The 20,109-nt window shown below is 70.0% G+C and carries 17 protein-coding genes and 1 pseudogene; 14 read left to right on the top strand and 4 right to left on the bottom strand.

Annotation, left to right across the window (positions count from 1 at the left end):
* The first annotated feature begins 210 nt into the window (after nucleotides 1-210).
* Complete coding sequence (locus tag ABN028_RS28225; protein ID WP_349327016.1) at nucleotides 211-918, top strand: DUF3105 domain-containing protein; 708 nt, start codon at nucleotides 211-213, stop codon at nucleotides 916-918.
* 29 nt (nucleotides 919-947) lie between these two features.
* Here the strand turns inward: ABN028_RS28225 and ABN028_RS28220 are convergent, their stop codons facing one another.
* Complete coding sequence (locus ABN028_RS28220) at nucleotides 948-2,060, bottom strand: mannose-1-phosphate guanylyltransferase (RefSeq protein ID WP_349327015.1); 1,113 nt, start codon at nucleotides 2,058-2,060, stop codon at nucleotides 948-950.
* A 172-nt stretch (nucleotides 2,061-2,232) separates the two neighbouring features.
* On the opposite strand from ABN028_RS28220, the gene ABN028_RS28215 reads away from it, so the two are divergent.
* Nucleotides 2,233-3,087 carry a TIGR03089 family protein gene (locus tag ABN028_RS28215; protein ID WP_349698725.1) on the top strand — a complete coding sequence of 285 codons (855 nt, stop codon included), beginning with the start codon at nucleotides 2,233-2,235 and terminating at the stop codon, nucleotides 3,085-3,087.
* On the opposite strand, the gene ABN028_RS28210 is transcribed toward ABN028_RS28215, so the two are convergent.
* A complete protein-coding gene (locus ABN028_RS28210; protein ID WP_349327013.1) occupies nucleotides 3,084-4,493 on the bottom strand; it encodes a SpoIID/LytB domain-containing protein in 1,410 nt (469 codons plus the stop codon). The two genes, ABN028_RS28215 and ABN028_RS28210, sit on opposite strands and share 4 nt — an antisense overlap.
* A 118-nt stretch (nucleotides 4,494-4,611) precedes the next feature.
* Here ABN028_RS28210 and ABN028_RS28205 point away from each other — a divergent pair, with 118 nt between their 5' ends.
* Complete coding sequence (locus tag ABN028_RS28205; protein WP_349698724.1) at nucleotides 4,612-6,096, top strand: M81 family metallopeptidase; 1,485 nt, start codon at nucleotides 4,612-4,614, stop codon at nucleotides 6,094-6,096.
* 27 nt (nucleotides 6,097-6,123) lie between these two features.
* On the opposite strand, the gene ABN028_RS28200 is transcribed toward ABN028_RS28205, so the two are convergent.
* Both ABN028_RS28200 and galE read right to left on the bottom strand, forming a co-directional pair.
* Complete coding sequence (locus ABN028_RS28200; RefSeq protein ID WP_349698723.1) at nucleotides 6,124-8,124, bottom strand: acetoacetate--CoA ligase; 2,001 nt, start codon at nucleotides 8,122-8,124, stop codon at nucleotides 6,124-6,126.
* 38 nt (nucleotides 8,125-8,162) lie between these two features.
* Nucleotides 8,163-9,152 (bottom strand): UDP-glucose 4-epimerase GalE, encoded by a 990-nt coding sequence (galE, locus tag ABN028_RS28195; protein ID WP_349698722.1) that lies wholly within the window; start codon nucleotides 9,150-9,152, stop codon nucleotides 8,163-8,165.
* A 108-nt stretch (nucleotides 9,153-9,260) separates the two neighbouring features.
* On the opposite strand from galE, the gene ABN028_RS28190 reads away from it, so the two are divergent.
* From ABN028_RS28190 to ABN028_RS28140, 11 genes and pseudogenes are all read left to right on the top strand, one after another.
* On the top strand, nucleotides 9,261-9,779 hold the full coding sequence (locus ABN028_RS28190; RefSeq protein ID WP_349327009.1) for a PadR family transcriptional regulator: 519 nt from the start codon (nucleotides 9,261-9,263) through the stop codon (nucleotides 9,777-9,779).
* Between the two features lie 749 nt (nucleotides 9,780-10,528).
* A complete protein-coding gene (locus tag ABN028_RS28185; protein ID WP_349698720.1) occupies nucleotides 10,529-12,562 on the top strand; it encodes a DUF5941 domain-containing protein in 2,034 nt (677 codons plus the stop codon).
* Nucleotides 12,559-13,341 carry a phosphocholine cytidylyltransferase family protein gene (locus tag ABN028_RS28180; RefSeq protein WP_349327007.1) on the top strand — a complete coding sequence of 261 codons (783 nt, stop codon included), beginning with the start codon at nucleotides 12,559-12,561 and terminating at the stop codon, nucleotides 13,339-13,341. The genes ABN028_RS28185 and ABN028_RS28180 overlap by 4 nt, the downstream gene beginning before the upstream one ends.
* An 85-nt stretch (nucleotides 13,342-13,426) precedes the next feature.
* Nucleotides 13,427-14,506, top strand: coding sequence for an iron-containing alcohol dehydrogenase family protein (locus tag ABN028_RS28175; protein WP_349698719.1), 1,080 nt, complete (start codon nucleotides 13,427-13,429; stop codon nucleotides 14,504-14,506).
* Between the two features lie 18 nt (nucleotides 14,507-14,524).
* Entirely contained in the window at nucleotides 14,525-15,292 is a 768-nt protein-coding gene (locus ABN028_RS28170) for a CDP-alcohol phosphatidyltransferase family protein (RefSeq protein ID WP_349698717.1), read from the top strand.
* Nucleotides 15,289-16,155: a glycosyltransferase family 2 protein gene (locus ABN028_RS28165; RefSeq protein ID WP_349327003.1), complete on the top strand. Its 867-nt coding sequence runs from the start codon at nucleotides 15,289-15,291 to the stop codon at nucleotides 16,153-16,155. Before ABN028_RS28170 ends, ABN028_RS28165 begins: the two co-directional genes overlap by 4 nt.
* Nucleotides 16,152-17,069 carry an ABC transporter permease gene (locus ABN028_RS28160; RefSeq protein WP_349327001.1) on the top strand — a complete coding sequence of 306 codons (918 nt, stop codon included), beginning with the start codon at nucleotides 16,152-16,154 and terminating at the stop codon, nucleotides 17,067-17,069. Before ABN028_RS28165 ends, ABN028_RS28160 begins: the two co-directional genes overlap by 4 nt.
* The gene (locus ABN028_RS28155; protein WP_349327000.1) at nucleotides 17,062-17,901 is read left to right on the top strand and encodes an ABC transporter ATP-binding protein; all 840 of its coding nucleotides are present in this window, start codon (nucleotides 17,062-17,064) and stop codon (nucleotides 17,899-17,901) included. The genes ABN028_RS28160 and ABN028_RS28155 overlap by 8 nt, the downstream gene beginning before the upstream one ends.
* A gap of 276 nt (nucleotides 17,902-18,177) precedes the next feature.
* A complete protein-coding gene (locus ABN028_RS28150; RefSeq protein WP_349698716.1) occupies nucleotides 18,178-18,912 on the top strand; it encodes an ABC transporter ATP-binding protein in 735 nt (244 codons plus the stop codon).
* A 74-nt stretch (nucleotides 18,913-18,986) separates the two neighbouring features.
* Nucleotides 18,987-19,901: an ABC transporter permease gene (locus tag ABN028_RS28145; protein WP_349326998.1), complete on the top strand. Its 915-nt coding sequence runs from the start codon at nucleotides 18,987-18,989 to the stop codon at nucleotides 19,899-19,901.
* Nucleotides 19,894-20,109 (top strand): annotated as a pseudogene (locus ABN028_RS28140) (hypothetical protein); the annotation flags it as partial. The gene ABN028_RS28145 and the pseudogene ABN028_RS28140, both read left to right, overlap by 8 nt.

Raw genomic sequence — 20,109 nt, 5'->3', positions numbered from 1 at the left:
GTTTGTCGGCGAATCTGCCGCTATTCCTTCATGGTCATGGTGACAGAGCCCGATCTGCCGACTCATGATCATGGTGTCCGAGCCCGTTAGCCGACGCCAGTGGCTCGGCCCTCGGATGGGTGGTGCGGATCCCCGCTCACGCACACCTTCCGTACACTCTGGAGCTTCGGTCGCGTGGGTCGGCCGGCCCGAGGCGGAGGACGAGAAAACGTGGCAAAACGCAAGCCAGGCAGCCGACGCGAACGCATCGAGCAGATGCGGCGCGAGCAGCAGCGCGCCGAACGCCGTCGTACGGCGATCATCATCTCGGCCTGCGTACTTGTCGGCCTCGTCATCATCGGAGCGGCCGCGTTCGTGCCGGTCAAGAACTGGGTCACCAACCCCGCCCGCAAGCCGATGTCGGACTTCGGGGTGGCTGCGGCCCAGGCCAGTCTCAGCAAGGTCTCCAGCGACAGCGGCGCCGGCGTGTCCGACCACGTTCCCAACGGCCAGAAGGTCCCGTACAAGACGGTCCCGCCGTCGTCGGGTCCGCACTGGGAGCAGCCGGCGACGTTCGAGCGGAAGTTCTACTCCGCCGAGGACCGCCCGCCGCTGGAGATGCTGGTCCACAACCTCGAGCACGGCTACACGGTCGTGTGGTACGACGAAACCATCGCCAAGGACGCGGAGCAACTCGGCCAACTCAAGGACATCGCGCGCCGGTTCGAGTCGCGCCAGCCGGACAACTCCAAGAAGCTGATCGTGGCGCCGTGGAAGGTCGGCGAGGGGAAGTTCCCAGCTGGCAAGCATCTCGCGCTCACCCACTGGTCGAAGAGCAACGGCCACCGCCAGTACGCCGCCAAGGTCAGCGGGGCGGCGATCGAGGCGTTCATGAAGAAGTTCCCGGCGGCCGACTCACCCGAGCCCAACGCGATCTAGCCGGACCGGGCGGCGTGGGTCCGCCGGCCTCAGGCGTACCTGTTCCCGTGGGCATCGTGGACCCGCGCCACCAGGTCCTTCACCCGTTCGGCGGAACTCTTCGGGCAGACCATGGTGACGTCGCGGGTGTGCACGATGATCGTGTCCCGCAGGCCGACGGTGGCCACGAGGTGCTCGGGGTCGTCGCTCACGACGATGTTGCCCTCCGAGTCGACCAGGACGGTGACGGTGTTGGCGGCGTTGTGGGCGCTGTCGTTCTCCAGGGTCCGCGCCAGGGTCGGCCATGACCCGACGTCGAGCCAGTCGACCGCCATCGGTACGACGACGACCTTCGCGGCGCCGTCACCGCGCGCGGCCGGCTCCATCACCGCGTAGTCGATGCTGATCTTCGGCAGGTCGGCGTAGACCTCCTTGAGGACTACCGAACGGTCGGGACTGTCCCAGGCGTCGGCGATCCGCCGGACACCCGTAGCGGACTGGGGAAGGAACCGCTGCAGCTCCCCCAGCAGGGTGTCGGCACGCCAGACGAACATCCCCGAGTTCCAGAGGTGCCGGCCGGTCGCGAGGTAGGCGCTCGCGGTCGCCAGGTCGGGCTTCTCGGTGAACGCGGTCACGCCGAAGACCCGGGGCCTCCCGTGCTCGTCCCGGGGAGCGGCGACGGGCGCGGCGCGTTCGATGTAACCGAGGCCCGTGTGCGGGGCCGACGGCGGGATGCCGAACGTCGCAAGGACGGCGTGATCGCGCTCGACCGCCTCGAACGCGGTCTCCAACGCCTCCCGGAACGCCGGCATCGGCTCGATCACGTGGTCGGAGTTGACGAACGCCAGAACCGCATCAGGATCCCGCCGGGCGAGGACCGCACAGGCGAACCCGATCGCGTTGGCGGTGTCGCGGCCCAGCGGCTCGCCGAGATAGTTCTCCTCCGGAAGCTCCGGCAGGTGCTCGACGATCGCCTCGCGGTGGGCCGCGCCGGCGCAGACGAAGATCCGTTCGACGGGTACCAGGCCGAGGAGCCGTTCATAGGCCAGGCGGAGCAGGCTCTTGCCGCCGCCGACACTCAACAGCTGCTTCGGACGGGTTCCGCGCGACAGAGGCCACAGGCGGGTGCCCGTTCCCCCGGCGATGATGACGGCGTGCCGCATGTGACGGCAGCCTACGGCGCCCGATCGCGGCGCGGGTGCAGACCCGCGGATCAGTGCGCGAGCTCTGATCCCGCGCCAACCGTGGAACGGGGAACCCGGCGATCCGGCGGGCGGGTCGCCGCGGACTGGCCCGCCACGGTGCGCCGTGCCACCTCGCCTAAGCTCCGGACCTGTGGAGACCCGCTCGAGCCGCACGAACCCCCAACGCCCCACCACACCGGCCCGGCTGCTGGCCGCGGCTCTGGCGACCGACCCGGCGCGGCCGTTCCTGACGTTCTACGACGACGCCACCGGCGAACGCGTCGAACTCTCCCTCACCACGCTGGACAACTGGGTCGCCAAGACCGCCAACTTCTGCCAGGACGGGCTCGGCACCGAGCCTGGCGAACGGGTCGCGCTCCTGCTTCCCACGCACTGGCAGGGCGCCGTGTGGATGCTCGCCGCCTGGTCCGCCGGGCTCGTCGTCGACCTCGCCAGCACCGCCGGTGTCAGCGGCCCTGGCGCTACCGAGCCTGCGAGCGTCGCCGAGACTGCGTACGCCCCCACGATTGCGAGCGCCGCCGAGATCGTCGTCACGAGCCCGGAATGGTTGGCCGCGGCCGTGGCGGCGGGTGGGCGGGATACGGTCGCTCTCGCCCTGCGACCGCTAGGCGGCCCCTTCACCGACCCGCTCCCGGCGGGGGTGTGGGACTACGGCGCGGAGGTGGCGAGCTACGCCGACGAGTTCCATCCGTACGTCCCGGTCGATCCCGACGCGCCGTCCACGATCGTCGGCGACCCCGGAACGCCGGTGTCCGGCGCAGCCTTGGTCGCCGCCGCGCAGGCGCGCGCCGACCACCTCGGGTTGCAGCCGGGCTCCCGCCTGCTGACCGACACGAACCCGGCGGACCCCGGTGGTTACCTCGACGCCCTGCTGGCTCCCCTTGCCCGGAAGGCTTCGGTGGTCCTCGTCCGGAACCTCGACCGAAACCTTCTCGACCGGCGTACGCACGACGAGAAGGTCACCCACACCCACCTGGTCGCCTAGGACCCGAACGCGAAGTACGCCGAACGTAGGCCGAGCACCGACCGGACCCGGTCCTCTCCCCGGATCTCCTGCGTACCGCTGCTGCCGATGATCAACAGCCGGCTGACCCGGCCTCCCCACCGGCCGCCCCCTGACCTCTTGGCGACCCGGATCTCGACGATCGTGCCGATGGACGGATAGCGGTTTCTCAGGGACCGGGCGCTCACCGTGTCGGTCCAGGTGCGGTAGGGATTGGCGGTCGCCGCGCTGTCCCAGCCGTCCTGCGCGGCGCGCAGATACGGCAGGCCACCGTCCGCGGTCCAGCCCCCGTTCGACGAGCCGAACTCGGTGAAGGCGGCCTGGCTCCCGTAGCGCAGCGTCGTTCCGCGGGTCGCCTTGATCGCCTCGTTGGTGCCGGCGAACTCGTACTGCCGGATGACGTTCCAGGTCGCGCCGTAGCCCACCATGCCGGGATAGACCTGCGACGCCGACGTGTCGTAGACGTCGTAGTAGCTCGACGACCGGTTGGAGGAGGACCGGACCGCGTACGTGCGGGCCGCGATCGTCTGCGCCCGCAACGCCGCGCGGGGCCAACTGGCCGGCGACTCGGCGGGTACGACGGAGCGGAGGTAGTCCTCGTACGGCACGACGTTCACCGGGCGTACCCGCCCACTCCGCAGGACCACCCGCACGAAGCCGCGGTAGCCGCGCCGGATCCTGGTGCCGTCGCCGAGTTGCCGTTCGACCTGCACCTTGCCGTCCGTCGCGACGAACGACGCCCGCCCCGTCGCCGAGAGGCGGCCCGACCCCACGTAGGCGTGCCACCGTCCGCAGGTGTACGCATCGACCGCCATGTCGCGGCGGTACACGGCGCGGACCCGCCAGGTACTCACGCGGCAGCCGAGGTAGGAGACCGGCAGGCGGACCGGCCGGGTCTGGCCGCTCTCGTTGGTCCACCACAGGGTGAGTCCCGGTTCGGGGCGGACCCGGAACGCCCCGAGGTCGTGGCTGAGCCGGACCCTGATCTGAGCCGGCGTACTCCGGGCGACGAGCTTCGTCCCCGGGTAGTAGAAGCGGAGGATCTCGGGGTAGGTGCGCCCTGCCTTCGCCGCCGCGAACGCACCCCACTGGGACATGCCGCGCCCGTGCCCCCAGCCGTATCCGGTGACGCGGAACACGCCGTCGTCAGGGCGTACGCCCTGGGCGAGCGCTACCGGCGCCAGGGTCCCGGTCGAAGCCTCCGCGGCGTTCACCGGTCCGATCAGGGCACCGGCCACCGTCGCCAGGGCGGCCAGCGCCACCGCCGGCGGCCGTGTCCACCGCGCTCGTCCCGGGCGTCGCGCTCGTCCCGGGCGTCGCGAGCGACGTTGCGACTGCTCCGGTCCGCGGACAGCCTCGTCGGTCACGGTCAGCAGGCGTCGGTTCATGCGTCTCCCCCGATGGCGTGGCTTGGTTCGTCCCAGCCAGGCCACGGTGTCCGTCCGACATCTGACGACACACCGCATATGGGAGACATCTCAGTGACCTGCGTGCAGGCTGATGATCATGGTGCGACTCGCGGCGGTGGGCCTGGTCCACGAGGCGAACACCTTCGCGCCGTCGCGGGTCGACCTCGTGGACTTCGCCGCGGACGGGATCCTGCGCGGTCCCGAGATCGTCGACCGGCACGGTGATGCCGACACGACCATGGCGGGATTCCTCGCCGCCGGGTCCGCGCCCGGTGTCGAGGTCGTTCCGCTGGTCTTCACCACCACCACGCCGGGCGGTCCGATCACACCGGATGCCCTCGAGACCCTCGCGGACGAGATCCTCAGCACGCTTGCCGAGACCGGACCCTGGGACGGCGTCCTCGCCGCGCTCCATGGTGCCGCCGTCGCCGAGCACCGCGACGACGCGGACGGCTACCTCCTCCGGCAGGTCCGGGTGGCGGTAGGACCCGACACGGTGGTCGGAGCCGCACTCGACCTGCACGCCAACCTGAGCGCCGCGGTCTGTGCGTACGCCGACATCGTGACCACCCACCGCACGAACCCGCACCTGGACGCCCGACTGCGGGCCGAGGAGCTCGCGGCCCTCGTCGTACGCACCGCGCGGGACGAGATCCGCCCCAGACAGGCGCTGGTCCAGGTGCCCGCGGCTCTTGGCATCCTCGCGCAGAACACCGGCGAGCCGCCGATGCGCGAGATCCTCGCCGGGCTCGACGAGGTGCTCGCGTCGCCGGGTGTCCTGACCGCCTCCGTCGCCCAGGGCTGCCCGTATGCCGACGTGCCCCACATGGGCATGGCCACCCTGGTCGTCACCGACGGCGATCCGAGCGCTGCCCGCTCCTGGGCCGCCGCCCTGGCGCGGCAGGTGTGGTCGCGGCGGCACGAGTTCAGCGGCCGGTCGGCACGGCTCGCCGAGGCGCTCCACCGGGCGGCGACGGCGAGGAAAGGGCCGGTCCTGTTACTGGACGTCGGCGACAACATCGGCGCCGGTGCTCCGGGCGACTCGGTGGTGATCGTCGCGGCCGCCCGGCAGGTCGGTCTCACCGGTCTGCTCGCGATCCTCGTCGACGCCGACGGGGTGACCCGCTGCCACCGGGCGGGCACGGGCGGGCGGGTCGAACTGCTCGTCGGCGCGCGGACCGATCCGCGCGTGGGCCCACCGCTCACCGTCGGTGGGGTCGTCCGTAGGTTGCACGCCGGACGGTACGAGGACCCTGGGCCGACCCATGCCGGGCATCGGCACTACGACGCCGGGCCGACCGCGGTCGTCGAGGTCGACGGTGGGCCGACGCTGGTGCTGACCACCCGGCCGACGCCGCCGACCAGCCTGGTGCAGCTCACCTGCCTCGGCCTGGATCCCACGGGTTTCCGCGCCATCGTGGCGAAGGGCGTGCACGCGCCGCTCGCGGCGTACGCACCTCTCGCCACCGAGATCATCGCGGTCGACACCCCCGGCGTGACGAGCGCGGACCTGCGGCGGTTGTCCTACCGGCGGCGGCGCTATCCCCTGTGGCCGTTCGAGCAGGACGTCACGTTTGGTTGAGTGGCTCCCACGACGGGTCTGCCGGCATCAGTGGTCGCGGCGCGTGTGGGCGAACTCTTCGTACGCCCGCAGTGCCGTGGGATCGGCGAGGGCGCCGGCGCTCGCCGCCTCCTCGGGCGGCCGGCCCTCCAGGATCCGCTTCACCGGGACCTCGAGCTTCTTGCCCGACAGGGTGCGGGGTACGGCGGCAACGCGGACGATCTGGTCCGGAACGTGCCGCGGGGACAGGTTCCGGCGCAGCTCCGTGGCCAGCTTCGCCCGCAACGCGTCGTCGAGCTGGACGCCTTCGGGAAGGACGACGAACAGCAACAGCTCCTCCGTACCCGCTGCCGGGTCGTCCAGGTGGATGACCAGACTGTCGACGATCTCCGGCAGAGCCTCGACGGCCGAGTAGAACTCCGCCGTGCCCATCCGGACCCCGCCCCGGTTGAGGGTCGCGTCGGACCGCCCGGTGATGACGCAGGTACCGCGCTCGGTGATCTCGATCCAGTCGCCGTGGCGCCACACGCCGGGGAAGTCCGCGAAGTACGCCGCGCGGTAACGGGAACTGTCGGTGTCGCCCCAGAAGCCGACGGGCATCGACGGCATCGGGCGTTCGATCACGAGCTCGCCGAGTTGCCCTACGACCCTGTGGCCGGCCGGGTCGTACGCCGCCACCGCCGCGCCCAGGCACGGGCACGCCAGCTCGCCGGCATAGACGGGTAGCAGGGGCGAGCCGCCGATGAAACCCGTGCACAGGTCCGTACCGCCGGAGAACGACTGCAGCAGCAGGTCGGGGTTGACGTTCTCGTAGACGTAGGTGAAGCCGTCCGCCGGCAGTGGCGCGCCGGTCGAGCCCAGGCCGCGGATCCGCGACAGGTCGGCGATGTCCGCGGGACGCAACCCGGCCTTGCGGCAGCTCATCAGGAACGGCGCGCTCGTCCCGAAGAACGTGACCCCGCACTCGTCGGCCAACCGCCAGAGGTAGCCGAGGTCGGGATGCGCGGGATTGCCGTCGACGAGCACCACCGTCGCTCCGACGAGCAGGCCCGAGACCAGGGCGTTCCACATCATCCAGCCGGTCGTCGAGAACCAGAAGAACCGGTCTCCCGGGCCCAGGTCGAAGTGCAGGGCCAGGGTCTTGAGGTGTTCGAGCAGGATCCCGCCGTGCCCGTGGACGATCGGCTTCGGCAGTCCGGTCGTCCCCGACGAGTAGAGAACGTAGAGCGGGTGGTCGAACGGCACCCGCTCGAACGTCAACTCCGGCGTCTCCCCGGCCGCGACTCCGCCACTGCCTCCACCCAGCAGGTCGTCCCACGCCAGGACGTCGGGGATCGCGGCGGCCCGCTCCGCCGAGAGGTACGGCACCACCACGACGTGCCGCAGCCCCGGCAGCGCGGCCCGGATCGCGGCTACCTCGGCGGTCCGGTCGATCTCCTTCGGGCCGTAGACGTAGCCGTCGACCGCGACCAGCACCGTCGGTTCGATCTGGCTCCACCGGTCGACGACGCTCCGCGTACCGAACTCCGGCGCGCACGAAGAGAACACCGCACCCAGGCTCGCGGTGGCGAGCAGCAGCACGAGCGCTTCGGGGATGTTCGGGAGGTACGCGGCAACCCGGTCACCCCGGCCGACACCGAGGCGCTGCAGGCCGGCGCGGGCCATGGCCACCGCGGCCCGCAACTCTGCGGCGGTGAGCTCGACCGGCTTCCGCGTCTGTGACCGCGCCACCACGACCGGGCCGGTCTCCTGCAGGTCGGCGAGCATGCGTTCGGCGTAGTTCAGTCCTACGCCGGGAAACCACTCCGCCCCCGGCATGGCGTCGCTCGCGAGCACGGACGTGACGCGGGAATCGGACGACACACCGAAGTAGTCCCAGATGCTGCCCCAGAACCCGGGGAGGTCGTCGACGGACCAGCGCCACAGGGCGTGGTAGTCGTCGAAGGCCAGGCCGCGTTCGCGTTCCAGCCAGGCGAGGTAGTGGCCGACCCGGCTCCGCTCACGGGCGTCGGCCGGCGGTTTCCAGCAGATCGTGCCCGGCTCCGTCATTCCTCGCCGACTCCCTCCGTCTCGCAGGCGTGGCGCCCTCAGTCCCGACGTGCCTCCGGATGGTGATGCAGCCAACCTTCCCACGCGGCCGCGACAATCGCGCGGCGATCATGTGCCGCCGACCAGCCGAGGACGTCGCGGATCCGGTCGGCCGAGGCGATCGAGGCGGCCGGATCGCCGGGACGCCGGTCGAGCACCTCGGGCGCGAGGTCGGAGTAACCGGACACGTCCAGGATCGTCTCGACGATCTCCCGGGTCGAGGACCCTCGACCGGTGCCGACGTTCAGTGTGAGCCGGGCCTCGCGGCCGTCCTGCAGGTGCCGGGCCGCGGCGACGTGGGCGGAGGCGATGTCCGCGACGTGGATGTAGTCGCGGATCGTCGTACCGTCGGGCGTCGGATAGTCGTCGCCGTAGATCTGCGGCGGCTTCCCCTCGGTCAGGCGGCTGAACACGATCGGGATGAGGTTGAACGCACCGGTGTCGGCGAGTGCCGGTCGTGCGGAGCCCGCGGCGTTGAAGTAGCGCAGGTTGGCGTAGCGCAGCCCGGTCGCGCGGGCGGTCGACGCGACGAGCCACTCGCTGACGAGCTTCGTTTCGCCGTACGGGTTCTCGGGGTGGCAGGCGAGGTCCTCGGTGAGCACGTCGACGTCCTGGTTGCCGTAGATCGCGGCACTCGAGGAGAAGACCAGCGCGTCGACGCCGACGTCTGTCATGGCGCGCAGGACGGACTCGAGCCCGCCGAGGTTCTCGCGGTAGTACAGCAGCGGCTTCTCGACCGACTCGCCCGGCTGTTTTCGGGCCGCGACGTGGACGACGCCTTCGATTTCGTACTCCCTGAGCAGCTTCGCCACCAGGCTGCTCGCCTGGACACTGCCACGGACCAGCGGGACGTCCTCCAGGCCGCTGATCCGCTCGGGGATGCCGGCGGACAGGTCGTCGAGGACGACCACCTGCTCCCCGGCCTCGTGCAGGGCATGGACGACATGTGCGCCGATGAAGCCGGCGCCTCCGGTGACAAGCCAGGTCATGGCAGCACAGCCTAGGGCTTTCACACAAAGCGTCACGGAGAGTCAGCGACAGCCGCGGTATGCCTGGCAACTTGCTCTGGGCCTACCCGGTATACATACTCAGTAGGCATGTCGATCCGCCACGGTCTTCTTGCCCTCCTCGACGAGGAGCCGAAGTACGGCTACCAGCTCCGCCAGGAGTTCGAGCGCGCCACCGGATCCACGTGGCCGCTCAACATCGGACAGGTCTACACGACCCTCAGCAGGCTCGAACGCGACGGCCTCGTGCACGGGACCGGCACAGACGACGCCGGTCGGATCAGCTACGGCCTCACCACGGCAGGACGTGAGGAACTGAGGCGCTGGTTCGCCACCCCCGTCGAGCGGGCGTCGCGGCCGCGGGACGAGCTGGCCATCAAGTTCGCCCTTGCGGTGACCGTGCCCGGCGTCGACGTCGCGGCGATCGTGCAGGCCCAACGGACAGCCACCATGCGCGGTCTGCAGGAGCTCACCCGGCTGAAGAAGGGCACCGGCGACGACGACCTGCCTTGGCTGCTCGTCCTCGACTCGATGATCTTCGCCGCCGAGGCCGAGGTGCGCTGGCTCGATCACTGCGAGGCACGCCTGGCCCACCAACGGGTCGACTAGGGGCACGCCTCCGCCGTACCTGGGAACGCGTACGGCGGAGGCGGCGTCAGCCGGTGGTTCTCATCGGGCCGCGGAAGGATGCGCGGTCATTGCCGCTTCCTTGGCCCCACGTCGGACGGAGAGGCGGCGGCCGGCGCCTCCGCTCACCCGGGCGTACCCGGGCGCGCGATGGCGCCCGCCCCGGCTCCGTGCGGGTCTCCCCCACACGCGGGACATGGGGGACAGCCAGGCGTTCGCCCACACTGCTTCCGGACAGGTCCATTCCCGTCCGCAGTACAGACATCTGGCGCCCTCGACCTGCCGTCGTCCCCCCACGCGCCGGAACTTCGACCAACTCTGGTCGGGCCGGTGCAACAGCAGGAGATACCGGGCTTGGGCATCCAGGAGTGCTCTCGACCATTGCACCCAGCCGTAGCCGGGGACGAAGACTGGCGTCTCTCGTGTGGCCGAAGGCACGGTCGCCGACGCCGTCAGAGACGTCGCCATCGACATCGACCTTCCTTTCGTGGCCTTGCCTCTATGTGTCGGTTCGACCCGCCCGGCTCGGGCCTTCACCCCTTAACGATCAGCTACGCGTACACGTGACGGTACTGAGTGTTATTAGATCATCTCTTTACTCGGCAGCGGAACGCGGCCGCGCCGCCGCGCGCCGCTTCCCGTCGTACTGACGAGTTCGGACACTCCCGATGCGGCGCGCAGCCAACACCGCTACGGTCGGGGGGCCGAAAATGGGGGATCCGCCTTCTAAGATGAGCCGCTTCAACCAGTCAGGGGTGATGGCGCTGCCGACCGCGTTCCTCGTCGGACACGTCGTGTCTGCCGAGCCAGGGGAACCCCCCGTGGCCGGGCAGTTGCACGCGCTCGGCTACACCGTGGTCGACGCGAGCACGGTCGACGATCTCGCCGCCGCCATCACGACGGCGACGGCCGGGCCGGTGGCCCTGGTCGACCGGCGCTACATCGGCCACCTACACGCTCTCCGCCGGGCGGTCTGCGACACCAGGAGCGACGTCAGGGCAGGGCCAGGGACGCTCACCGCGACGACGGTTGCCCGGGCGCGGCTGGTGTCGGTCCTCACCCGGATGCTGGCCGGCGCCGACGCCGGACCGCCCGGACGGCAGGAGACGCCCAGCAGTGCTTCCACCAGCAGTGCTTCCACCAGCAGTGCTTCCACCAGCAGTGCTCCCACCAGCAGTGGTCCCACCAGCAGTGCTTCTACCAGCAGTGCTCCCGCCAGCAGTGGTCCCACCAGCAGTGCTTCTACCGGCCCTGTTCCAGGCACCCGCATCGACGTCGGCGAGGTGACCGAGGCCCTCGCCGCCGACACCGACGTCGCCCGCACCGACCCGGCGCCGCTCGTCGCCGGACTCGCCGACACCCAGGCCGAACGCGACGCCCTCTTCGCCCGGGTCGCCGCCGTCGACGAGGAACCGATCCGGCTGCGTGGTGCGGTGAAGGCCGACGACACCGCGTTCACGACCTTCTTCGTTCGCAGCTACTCGGGCTATGTGGCCCGCTGGTTCGCCCGCCTCGGATTCACCCCCAACCAGGTCACGATCATGTCCCTCGCCGTCGCGCTAGGAGCCGCGGGCTTCTGCGCCACCGGCTCGCGTACCGGCCTCGTCGTGGGTGCGGTGTTGTTCCACCTGTCGTTCGCCCTCGACTGCATCGACGGCGACCTGGCCCGCTACACCGTGCGGTTCAGCACGATCGGGAGCCGGCTCGACCTGAGCGCGGACCGGGTGAAGGAGTACGTCCTGTTCGCCGGCCTGGCGATCGGCGCCGCGCCCGCCGACAGTGCGATCTGGTGGCTCGCCGCGGCCGCGATGGCGGTCCAGACGGTCCGGCACCAGATGCACTTCGCGTACGACGAGGTCACGGCAGGACCCGAGGCGGCTCCCGCGCTGGCCGACCAGGTGCGCTCCCGACTCCGTGGCGGCAGGTGGAAGGTCTGGCTCCGGCGGGCCATCGTCCTGCCCCAGGGCGAGCGCTCGGCGCTGATCTGCCTGCTGGTGGCCTTCACGACACCGCGTGCCGTCTTCGTCGTCCTGCTGGTCGTCGGGTCGCTCGCGGCCAGCTACGCCTTCCTGGGCCGGCTCCTGCGGAGCCTGCGTCGGCTGCACCGGCCGTGGTCGAAGCCGGCCGGGCAGGCTCTGGGCGCGATGGTGGACGTCGGTCCGATCGGCTGGGCGGTCCACCACGCCCTGCCGGGCCGTTCGCTTCCTGCCCCACTCACGACGCTGATCGCGCTGGCGGCGTTGACGTTCTCGCTGACGGTGATCCCCGTCGTGGGTGCGTCCTGGCTGATCGTCGGCGTGCTGTGGTACGTCCTGCTCGTGGGCTTCGCGAGCCAGCAACCGCTCAACGGCTGGGCCGACTGGGTGCTGCCGCCGTCGTTCCGCGCCGCGGAGTACGCCCTCGCCATCACCGTCACCACGCTCGTCGTGCCCAGCGCCCTGCCGGTGGCCTTCTGCTACGTCGCCGCCTGCGCCTTCCACCACTACGACGCGGTCTACCGCCTCCGCGAGTCCGGTGCGGTCCCGCGGAAGTGGTTCCTCATCGCGACCGGCGGCCATGACGGCCGGATGGTCCTGCTCGCCCTCCTCGCGACGGGTGGCGCCACCGTGCTGCACGTCGGCCTCGTCGTCGTGACCGCGGCACTCGCCGCGATCGTCGTCGGCGAGAGTGTGACGGCGACCCTCGCCGACGTCCGTGCCGAACGCACGCCTCCCGCCGTTGATGCGCTCGGCGCAGCGGCGAGCCAGAGCGAGGTGATCCGATGATCGGCCTCGTCCTCGCGGCCGGCACCGGCCGCCGCCTGCACCCTTACACCGAGGACCTGCCGAAGACGCTCGTCCCCCTGGGCGCTCCCGCCGACCCGTCGGATCCCGACGAAGCGCTCACGCCGCTCGACGTCATCCTCGGCAACTTCGCCAAGGTCGGCGTGAGCGACGTCGCCGTGGTGGTCGGCCACGCAGCCGAGGCGGTCCGCGAGCGGAAGCGGACCCTCGAGCGTCGCTACGGCGTGAGCCTCGAGCTCATCCACAACGAGCACGCGCTTCGGTGGAACAACTGCTACTCGTTGTGGTGCGCCCGACAGTGGTTCAGCGGCCAGGACGTCCTGATGGCCAACGGAGACACCGTGCACCCGGTCTCCGTCGAGCACGTGCTGATCGACGGCATGGCCGACTCCTCGCTGCTGCTTGCCGTCGACACCACGAAGGATCTCGGGGCCGAGGAGATGAAGGTCACCGTCCCCGACAAGCGCAGCGTCACCCGCATCACCAAGCTGATGGACCCGGCGGAGGCATACGGCGAGTACATCGGGGTGGCCCTCCTCCGCGCCGAGGTCGGCCCCGCGCTGACGGGGGCGCTCGAGGCGACGTGGCGGCGCGACCCGAGCCTGTACTACGAGGACGGGTTCCAGGAGTTCGTCGACCGGCGTGACTTCACGATCGACGTCGCGCCGATCGGCGACGTGCCGTGGGTCGAGATCGACGACACCGCCGACCTCGCCCGCGCCATGAGCGTCGTCGCCGCGATCAGGGAGGCCCAGCGATGATCAGGGGCCACATGCGTACAGTGAGGCATCCAGCGACGAGCACGGGGACACATCCAGCGACGAGCACGGGGATGACGGAGCCAGAGTGCCGCTGCTAGCGCGGATGATCACCACGCCGGTGGTGATCGATGTACGCCGTGGTGCCATCGCCGACCTCGGTGAGCTCCTCGCCGACCAGCGGATCTCCACCGCCGGGCGGGTCGCGGTCGCGGTCGGTCCGCGCTCAGGCGCCCGCATCGCCGAGGACCTTCGCACCCACCTGGTCGAGGCCGACTTCTACACCGTCGACGGCGGCACGGTCGACGCGGCCCTCGACCTCGCGACCCGGGCCCGCACCCGGTCCTACGACGCGATCGTCGGCATTGGCGGCGGTCGGATGATCGACGTGACGAAGTACGCCGCCGCCCGGCTCGGCCTGCCGATGGTCGCCGTCGCCACCAACCTCGCCCATGACGGGATCGCCTCGCCGGTGAGCACCCTCGACAACGACGCGGGCCGCGGCTCCTACGGTGTGCCGGCGCCGATCGCGGTGGTGGTCGACCTCGATGTCGTACGCCAGGCACCGGTGCGTTCGGTGCGCGCCGGCGTCGGTGAAGTGGCGTCCAACCTGTCCGCGATCGCCGACTGGGAGCTTTCCCACGATCTGCGCGGCGAGCCGATCGACGGGCTGGCGGTGACGCTGGCCCGCACCGCGGCCGAGGCGATCGTCCACCATCCGGGCACGATCGCCGACGACGACTTCCTGCGGGTGCTCGCCGAGGGTCTCGTCCTGTCCGGACTGGCGATGGTCGTCGCCGGCACGTCGCGCCCGAGCAGTGGCGCCTGCCACGAGATCTCCCACGCGATCGATCTGCTCTATCCCGACCGGGCGTGCTACCACGGCGAGCAGGTAGGTGTCGGTGCGGCGTTCGCGTCGACGCTGTGGGAGGATCCCGCGAGCCGCGCCAGGGGTGCCCTGATCGCGGAGTGTCTCGCCCGCCACGATCTACCGGTCGGACCGGACGAGCTGGGCTTCTCGCTGGAGGAGTTCGCCGCCGCCGTGGTGCGGGCACCCGACACCCGCCCCGGTCGTTTCACCATCCTGGAGCACCGCGACCTCGACAAGGACGCGGTGATGGCAGCCGTCTACGACTACGCCGCCGCCGGACCCGCCCAGCCGGAATGAGGAGAGCAGAAGCGACTCATGACTTCCCTGCCGTCCATCGCTGAGCTGCGGACCAAGACCCAGCCGCCCGGCCTGCTCGAGAGGCGCAGTGGCGAGCACTGGGCCGGTCGGCTGTACATGCGCAGGATCTCGCCGTACGCCACCCGGGTTCTCGCCGCCTGGGGGTTGGCCCCCAACCAGGTCACCGGGTTGATGATCGTCGCCGGCATTGCGGCCGGATTTGCCGTGCTGCTGCCCGGCCTTCCCGGCGCGCTCCTCGCCGCTGTGCTCGTCCAGGTCTACCTCCTGCTCGACTGCAGCGACGGCGAGCTCGCCCGGTGGACCGGCAAGACCAGCGTCACCGGCAAGTACCTCGACCGGGTGGGCCACTACCTCTGTGAGGCCGCCCTGCTCGTCGGCCTCGGCTTCCGGGCGGCCGAGCTGGAGGCGAACGGCTACGCCGTGCTGGGCCTGGCGGCCGCTCTCGGTGCCGTGCTGATCAAGTCCGAGACGGACCTGGTCGACATCGCGCGGGTGCAGTCCGGCCTGCCTGCGGTGACCGAGGACGCTGCCGAGCCGCGCAGCCCACGGCTGGCGAGCCTGCGACGGGTCGCGCTGGTGCTGAAGTTCTACCGGATCATCCTGGCCATCGAGCTGTCCCTGATCATCGTGCTGGCGGCCGTCGTCGACGCGCTCACCGACAGCCTCGTCGCCACCCAGGTGCTCACTGTGACGGTCGCCGTCGTCGCCGCCGTCCAGGTGGTGCTGCACCTGGTCAGCGTGCTGGTCTCGAGGCGACTCGGATGAGCCCACCGCGGCTTGCCTGCGTGTTCCTCACGATGGGTGACCGCCCCGACGAACTCCAGCGCGCGATCCACAGCGTGCAGGACCAGATCGGCGACCCGATCGAGATCATCGTCGTCGCCAACGGCGTCGAGGCGCCGAAGGTACCGGGCGGCGTCCAGGTGGTCGAGCTCCCGACCAACGCCGGTATCCCGGGCGGTCGCAACGCCGGCGTGCAGGCGGCCAACGCCGACGTCCTCATGTTCGTCGACGACGACGGTTGGCTCCCGGCCCCGGACACGGCCGAGCGGCTGCGCGAGCTCTTCACCAACGATCCCAGGCTGGGCATCGTGTCGTTCTGCATCACCGACCCCGAGAGCGGTGTGATCGCCCGCCGGCACGTCCCGCGGATCCGGGTCGGCGATCCCCTCGCGCCGTCGGAGGTCACGACGTTCCTCGGCGGCGCGTCCGCGATCCACCGGCGGGTCTTCGACGAGGTGGGTGTCTTCCCGGCGGCGTTCTTCTACGCCCACGAGGAGACCGACTTCGCCTGGCGGGCGCTCGATGCCGGCTGGCGGATCCGCTACGACACGCACTGCGTCCTCGCCCATCCGGCGACCTCGCCGACCCGGCATCCGACGTACTTCCGGTTCAATGCCCGCAACCGCGTGTGGTTGGCCAAACGCAACCTTCCGCTCCCGGTCGCGGTGGTCTACCTGGCGACCTGGATTCTCCTCACCTTCGGTCGTACGCGTAGTCTCACTGGGCTGAGGGCCTGGTGCGGCGGTCTGGTCGAGGGTGTCCGGCAGCCGTGCGGCCGTCGCAAACCGATCGCCTGGCGTACCGTCTGGCGAATGACCCGTCTAGGAAGGCCACCTCTGGTATGACGCTGGTCCCACCTCCGGAGTCTCCGGTCGCACTGGCCGAAAGCTACGGCTTGAAGGCGAGTTCGGCACGGCCGCCGCTGTTGACCTACGTCAAGCAGCTCTGGGAGCGCCGGCACTTCATCCGGGTCTACGCCACGTCCCGGTCGGTCACGAAGTATTCCCAGTCGATGCTGGGCGGACTCTGGCACGTGCTGACGCCGCTGTTCAACGCCGGCGTCTACCTGCTGATCTTCGGGCTCGTGCTGCGGGTGGACCGCGGCATCCCCAACTATCTGGCTTTCCTGGTCACCGGAGTCTTCGTGATGAACTACAGCACGAGCTCGGTGACCTCCGGCGCCCGCTCGATCTCGGGCAACCTCTCGCTCATCCGCGCGCTGCACTTCCCGCGCGCGTCCCTCCCGCTGTCGTCGACACTGATCGAGCTCCGTCAGCTGATGTTCTCGATGCTTGTCCTGGTCACGATCGTCCTGGTCACGCCGGTCAACCTGGTCGGCGACGAACCCATGACGGCGCCGGAGCCGATCACCTGGCTCTGGCTGCTCCTCGTTCCCGCGCTGTTCCTGCAAACGGTGTTCAACATCGGGCTCGCTTTCATCATGGCGCGGGTCGGCGCTGCCGTCACCGACATCCAGCAGCTGCTGCCGTTCGCGCTCCGGGTCTGGTTGTACTCCTCCGGCGTGATCTTTCCCCTGGGTCCACGGCTGGAAGGCAGGGTCCCGGAATGGGCGATCGACGTCGTCATGGCCAACCCTGCTGCCGTCTACATCGAGCTGGTCCGATCCTTGCTGATGCAGACCCACGACGCGTGGTTCGGGCAGTTCACCTGGCTGCTCGCCGCGGTCTGGGCGTTGGTGCTGTTCGGCGCGGGGTTCGTGTATTTCTGGGGTGCCGAGGAGAAGTACGGGCGTGGCTGAGCAGATGGTGCGAGACGACCAGACGACGATCGAGGCCCCCAAGCGGGTGCCCACGATCGTCGCCCATGACCTGCACATCACCTACCGGGTGTACGGCAGCACCTCCGGCAAGGGGAGCGCCACCAAGGCGCTCAAGCGGGTGCTGACGCGGGCGAACTCGCCGGCCCTGCGCGAGGTGAAGGCGATCCGCGGCGTTTCGTTCACCGCCTACGAGGGTGAGTCGATCGGCCTGATCGGGCGGAACGGCTCCGGCAAGTCCACGCTGCTGCGGGCGATCGCCGGTCTGCTGCCACCGACACAGGGCGCGGTCTACACCAGCGCCCAACCGTCCCTGCTCGGCGTCAATGCCGCGCTGCTGAACTCCCTCACCGGCGAACGCAACGTCGTGCTCGGCTGCCTGGCCATGGGCATGACACCGGCCGAGGCCAAGGAGAAGTACGACGACATCGTGGAGTTCTCCGGTCTCGGCGAGTTCATCGACCTGCCCATGCGGACGTACTCGGCGGGCATGGCCTCACGGTTACGGTTCGCCATCGCCGCAGCCAAGTCGCACGACGTCCTGCTCATCGACGAGGCCCTTGCCACCGGCGACGCCGACTTCCGGCGGCGCAGTCAGGAACGGATCGAACAGCTGCGTGATGAGGCCGGCACGATCTTCCTGGTCAGTCACAGCCTCAAGACAGTCGTAGCCACCTGCAACCGCGCGATCTGGCTGGACCGCGGCAAGATCCAGCAGGACGGCGATGCCGCATCGGTCGTGGAGGCCTACCAAGAGGCAGTAGCCGAGAAGACCCTGGGGAAGGCCGTCGGAAGAGCTCCGAGAGCCCGCTGAACCGGGGCGTCACACGACGCACCGGGACGGCGCCTGCCGACACGCCCGCCGCTACGTGGTAACTGAGGCGCTGGCTGCGTCATCATCGCCATCTGCGCGGCCTTCGTTCCAGCTGCGCCGGTGCGGAAGCCGAGGAGAAAGATGGTCGTGGCCGAGCAGTTCGTCACCAACGCCGATCGCCGCGAGATCGCCGGCAGCGCCGCCGTCGCCGCAGGCGGCGGCGTCGACCCGGCCGGTGTACGTCCTGGTGACAGCGGCGAGGTCAGGCGGCCGACGGTGATCGTGGATGACCTGCACATCATCTACCGCGTCCTCGGCGCCACCGCCGGCCGCGGCAACGCCCCCGCCGCCTTCACACGCCTCCTCCGCCGAGAAAAATCACCCGCACAACGCGAAGTCCACGCCGTCCGCGGCGTCTCCTTCACCGCCCACCGCGGCGAATCCATCGGCCTCATCGGCCGCAACGGCTCCGGAAAATCCACCCTCCTCAAAGCCGTCGCCGGCCTCCTCCCCGCCACCCGAGGAGCCGTCTACACCGACGGCCAACCCACCCTCCTCGGCGTCAACGCCGCCCTCATGAACGACCTCACCGGCGAACGCAACATCCTCCTCGGCTGCCTCGCCATGGGACTCACCCCCACCCAAGCAAAAGCCCGCTACGACGACATCGTCGAATTCTCCGGCCTCGAAGACTTCATCGACCTCCCCATGCGCACCTACTCCTCCGGCATGTCCCAACGCCTCCGCTTCGCCATCGCCGCCGTCAAATCCCACGACGTCCTCCTCATCGACGAAGCCCTCGCCACCGGCGACGCAGAATTCCGCCGCCGCAGCGAACAACGCATCCGCGAACTCCGCGACGAAGCCGGCACCGTCTTCCTCGTCAGCCACAGCCTCGACACCATCACCAAAACCTGCACCCGCGCCATCTGGCTCGACAAAGGCACCATCAAAATGGACGACGACGCAGAAACCGTCACCAAGGCCTACAACAACGCCACCAGCAGGTGACCCGCCTCATCCGACATGCACCCTCGAAACGGACCGTGTTCGCCGCGCCCGGCTAACCGGGTAGGCCACCTTGCATGTCGTACTCTCGTCGCCATGAGATCGGCGCGCGACCGGGGCTGCCTGTGACCACGATCACCAGCCCAGCCCCGGCGGCGGAGCTGGCCGAGCGCCACGGTCTCTCGCCGAGCTCGGCCCGACCGTCGTTCGGCGCCTACCTCGCCCAGCTGTGGCAACGCCGGCACTTCATCACGGCATTCGCGACCTCGCGGACGGTCTCGCAGTACTCCAGCTCCACGCTGGGGCAGCTGTGGCAGGTGTTGACGCCGCTGATGAATGCCGCCGTCTACTTCCTGATCTTCGGAATCCTCTTCCAGACCGCGAAGAGCGTCGAGAACTTCGTCGCGTTCCTGGTGACTGGTGTGTTCGTCTTCACCTTCACGCAGCGGTCGGTGACCTCGGGCGCACGGTCGATCTCAGGAAACCTTGCGCTGATCCGTGCGCTGCACTTCCCGCGGGCGGCGCTGCCGCTGGCCTTCACCATCGTGGAGCTTCAGCAGCTGCTGGTCTCGATGGTCGTGCTGTGCATCATCGTGCTGGCGACCGGCGAGCCGTTGACGTTCGCCTGGCTGCTCGCCATTCCGGCCCTGGCGCTGCAGACGGTCTTCAACCTCGGCCTGAGCCTGTTCATCGCGCGGGTCGGGTCGAGACTGCCTGACATCAGCCAGCTGCTGCCGTTCATCACGCGTACCTGGCTCTACATGTCAGGGGTCTTCTTCGTCATCCCCGACCGCATTCCGGCGGGACCGTTGCGCGACATCATGCAGGCCAACCCGGGTGCGATCTACATCGAGCTGGTCCGCGACGCGCTCATCGACACCCACTCCGCCCCGCAGCTGGCCTGGGTGCTCGCGGCCGGCTGGGCGGTCGTCGCGTTCTGCGCCGGCATCATGTACTTCTGGGCCGGGGAGGAGCGGTACGGCCGTGGCTGACGACCCGGGCCACAGCGCCGGCCTCACCGACCCTGACGGTCTCGCAGGAACGGGCAGCCTGACCGACCTGCACGATCCGGCGCCGACGGTGATCGTGGATGACCTGCACATCATCTACCGCGTCCTCGGCGCCACCGCCGGCCGCGGCAACGCCCCCGCCGCCTTCACACGCCTCCTCCGCCGAGAAAAATCACCCGCACAACGCGAA

It is taken from the genome of Actinopolymorpha sp. B17G11, from assembly GCF_040196095.1.
In the GTDB taxonomy this organism is placed as follows: domain Bacteria; phylum Actinomycetota; class Actinomycetes; order Propionibacteriales; family Actinopolymorphaceae; genus Thermasporomyces.
The sequence above is the reverse complement of the archived record's forward strand: the minus strand, read 5'-3'. Positions and strand labels throughout refer to the sequence as shown.

Bases quoted from the DNA above. Each gene is read 5' to 3' on its own strand.
- ABN028_RS28190 (WP_349327009.1), top strand. From the start codon at position 9,261: ATGTCGATCCGCCACGGTCTTCTTGCCCTCCTCGACGAGGAGCCGAAG.
- ABN028_RS28205 (WP_349698724.1), top strand. From the start codon at position 4,612: ATGGTGCGACTCGCGGCGGTGGGCCTGGTCCACGAGGCGAACACCTTC.
- ABN028_RS28160 (WP_349327001.1), top strand. From the start codon at position 16,152: ATGACGCTGGTCCCACCTCCGGAGTCTCCGGTCGCACTGGCCGAAAGC.
- ABN028_RS28165 (WP_349327003.1), top strand. From the start codon at position 15,289: ATGAGCCCACCGCGGCTTGCCTGCGTGTTCCTCACGATGGGTGACCGC.
- ABN028_RS28210 (WP_349327013.1), bottom strand. From the start codon at position 4,493: ATGAACCGACGCCTGCTGACCGTGACCGACGAGGCTGTCCGCGGACCG.
- ABN028_RS28180 (WP_349327007.1), top strand. From the start codon at position 12,559: ATGATCGGCCTCGTCCTCGCGGCCGGCACCGGCCGCCGCCTGCACCCT.
- ABN028_RS28170 (WP_349698717.1), top strand. From the start codon at position 14,525: ATGACTTCCCTGCCGTCCATCGCTGAGCTGCGGACCAAGACCCAGCCG.
- ABN028_RS28185 (WP_349698720.1), top strand. From the start codon at position 10,529: ATGAGCCGCTTCAACCAGTCAGGGGTGATGGCGCTGCCGACCGCGTTC.
- ABN028_RS28200 (WP_349698723.1), bottom strand. From the start codon at position 8,124: ATGACGGAGCCGGGCACGATCTGCTGGAAACCGCCGGCCGACGCCCGT.
- ABN028_RS28220 (WP_349327015.1), bottom strand. From the start codon at position 2,060: ATGCGGCACGCCGTCATCATCGCCGGGGGAACGGGCACCCGCCTGTGG.
- ABN028_RS28145 (WP_349326998.1), top strand. From the start codon at position 18,987: ATGTCGTACTCTCGTCGCCATGAGATCGGCGCGCGACCGGGGCTGCCT.
- galE (WP_349698722.1), bottom strand. From the start codon at position 9,152: ATGACCTGGCTTGTCACCGGAGGCGCCGGCTTCATCGGCGCACATGTC.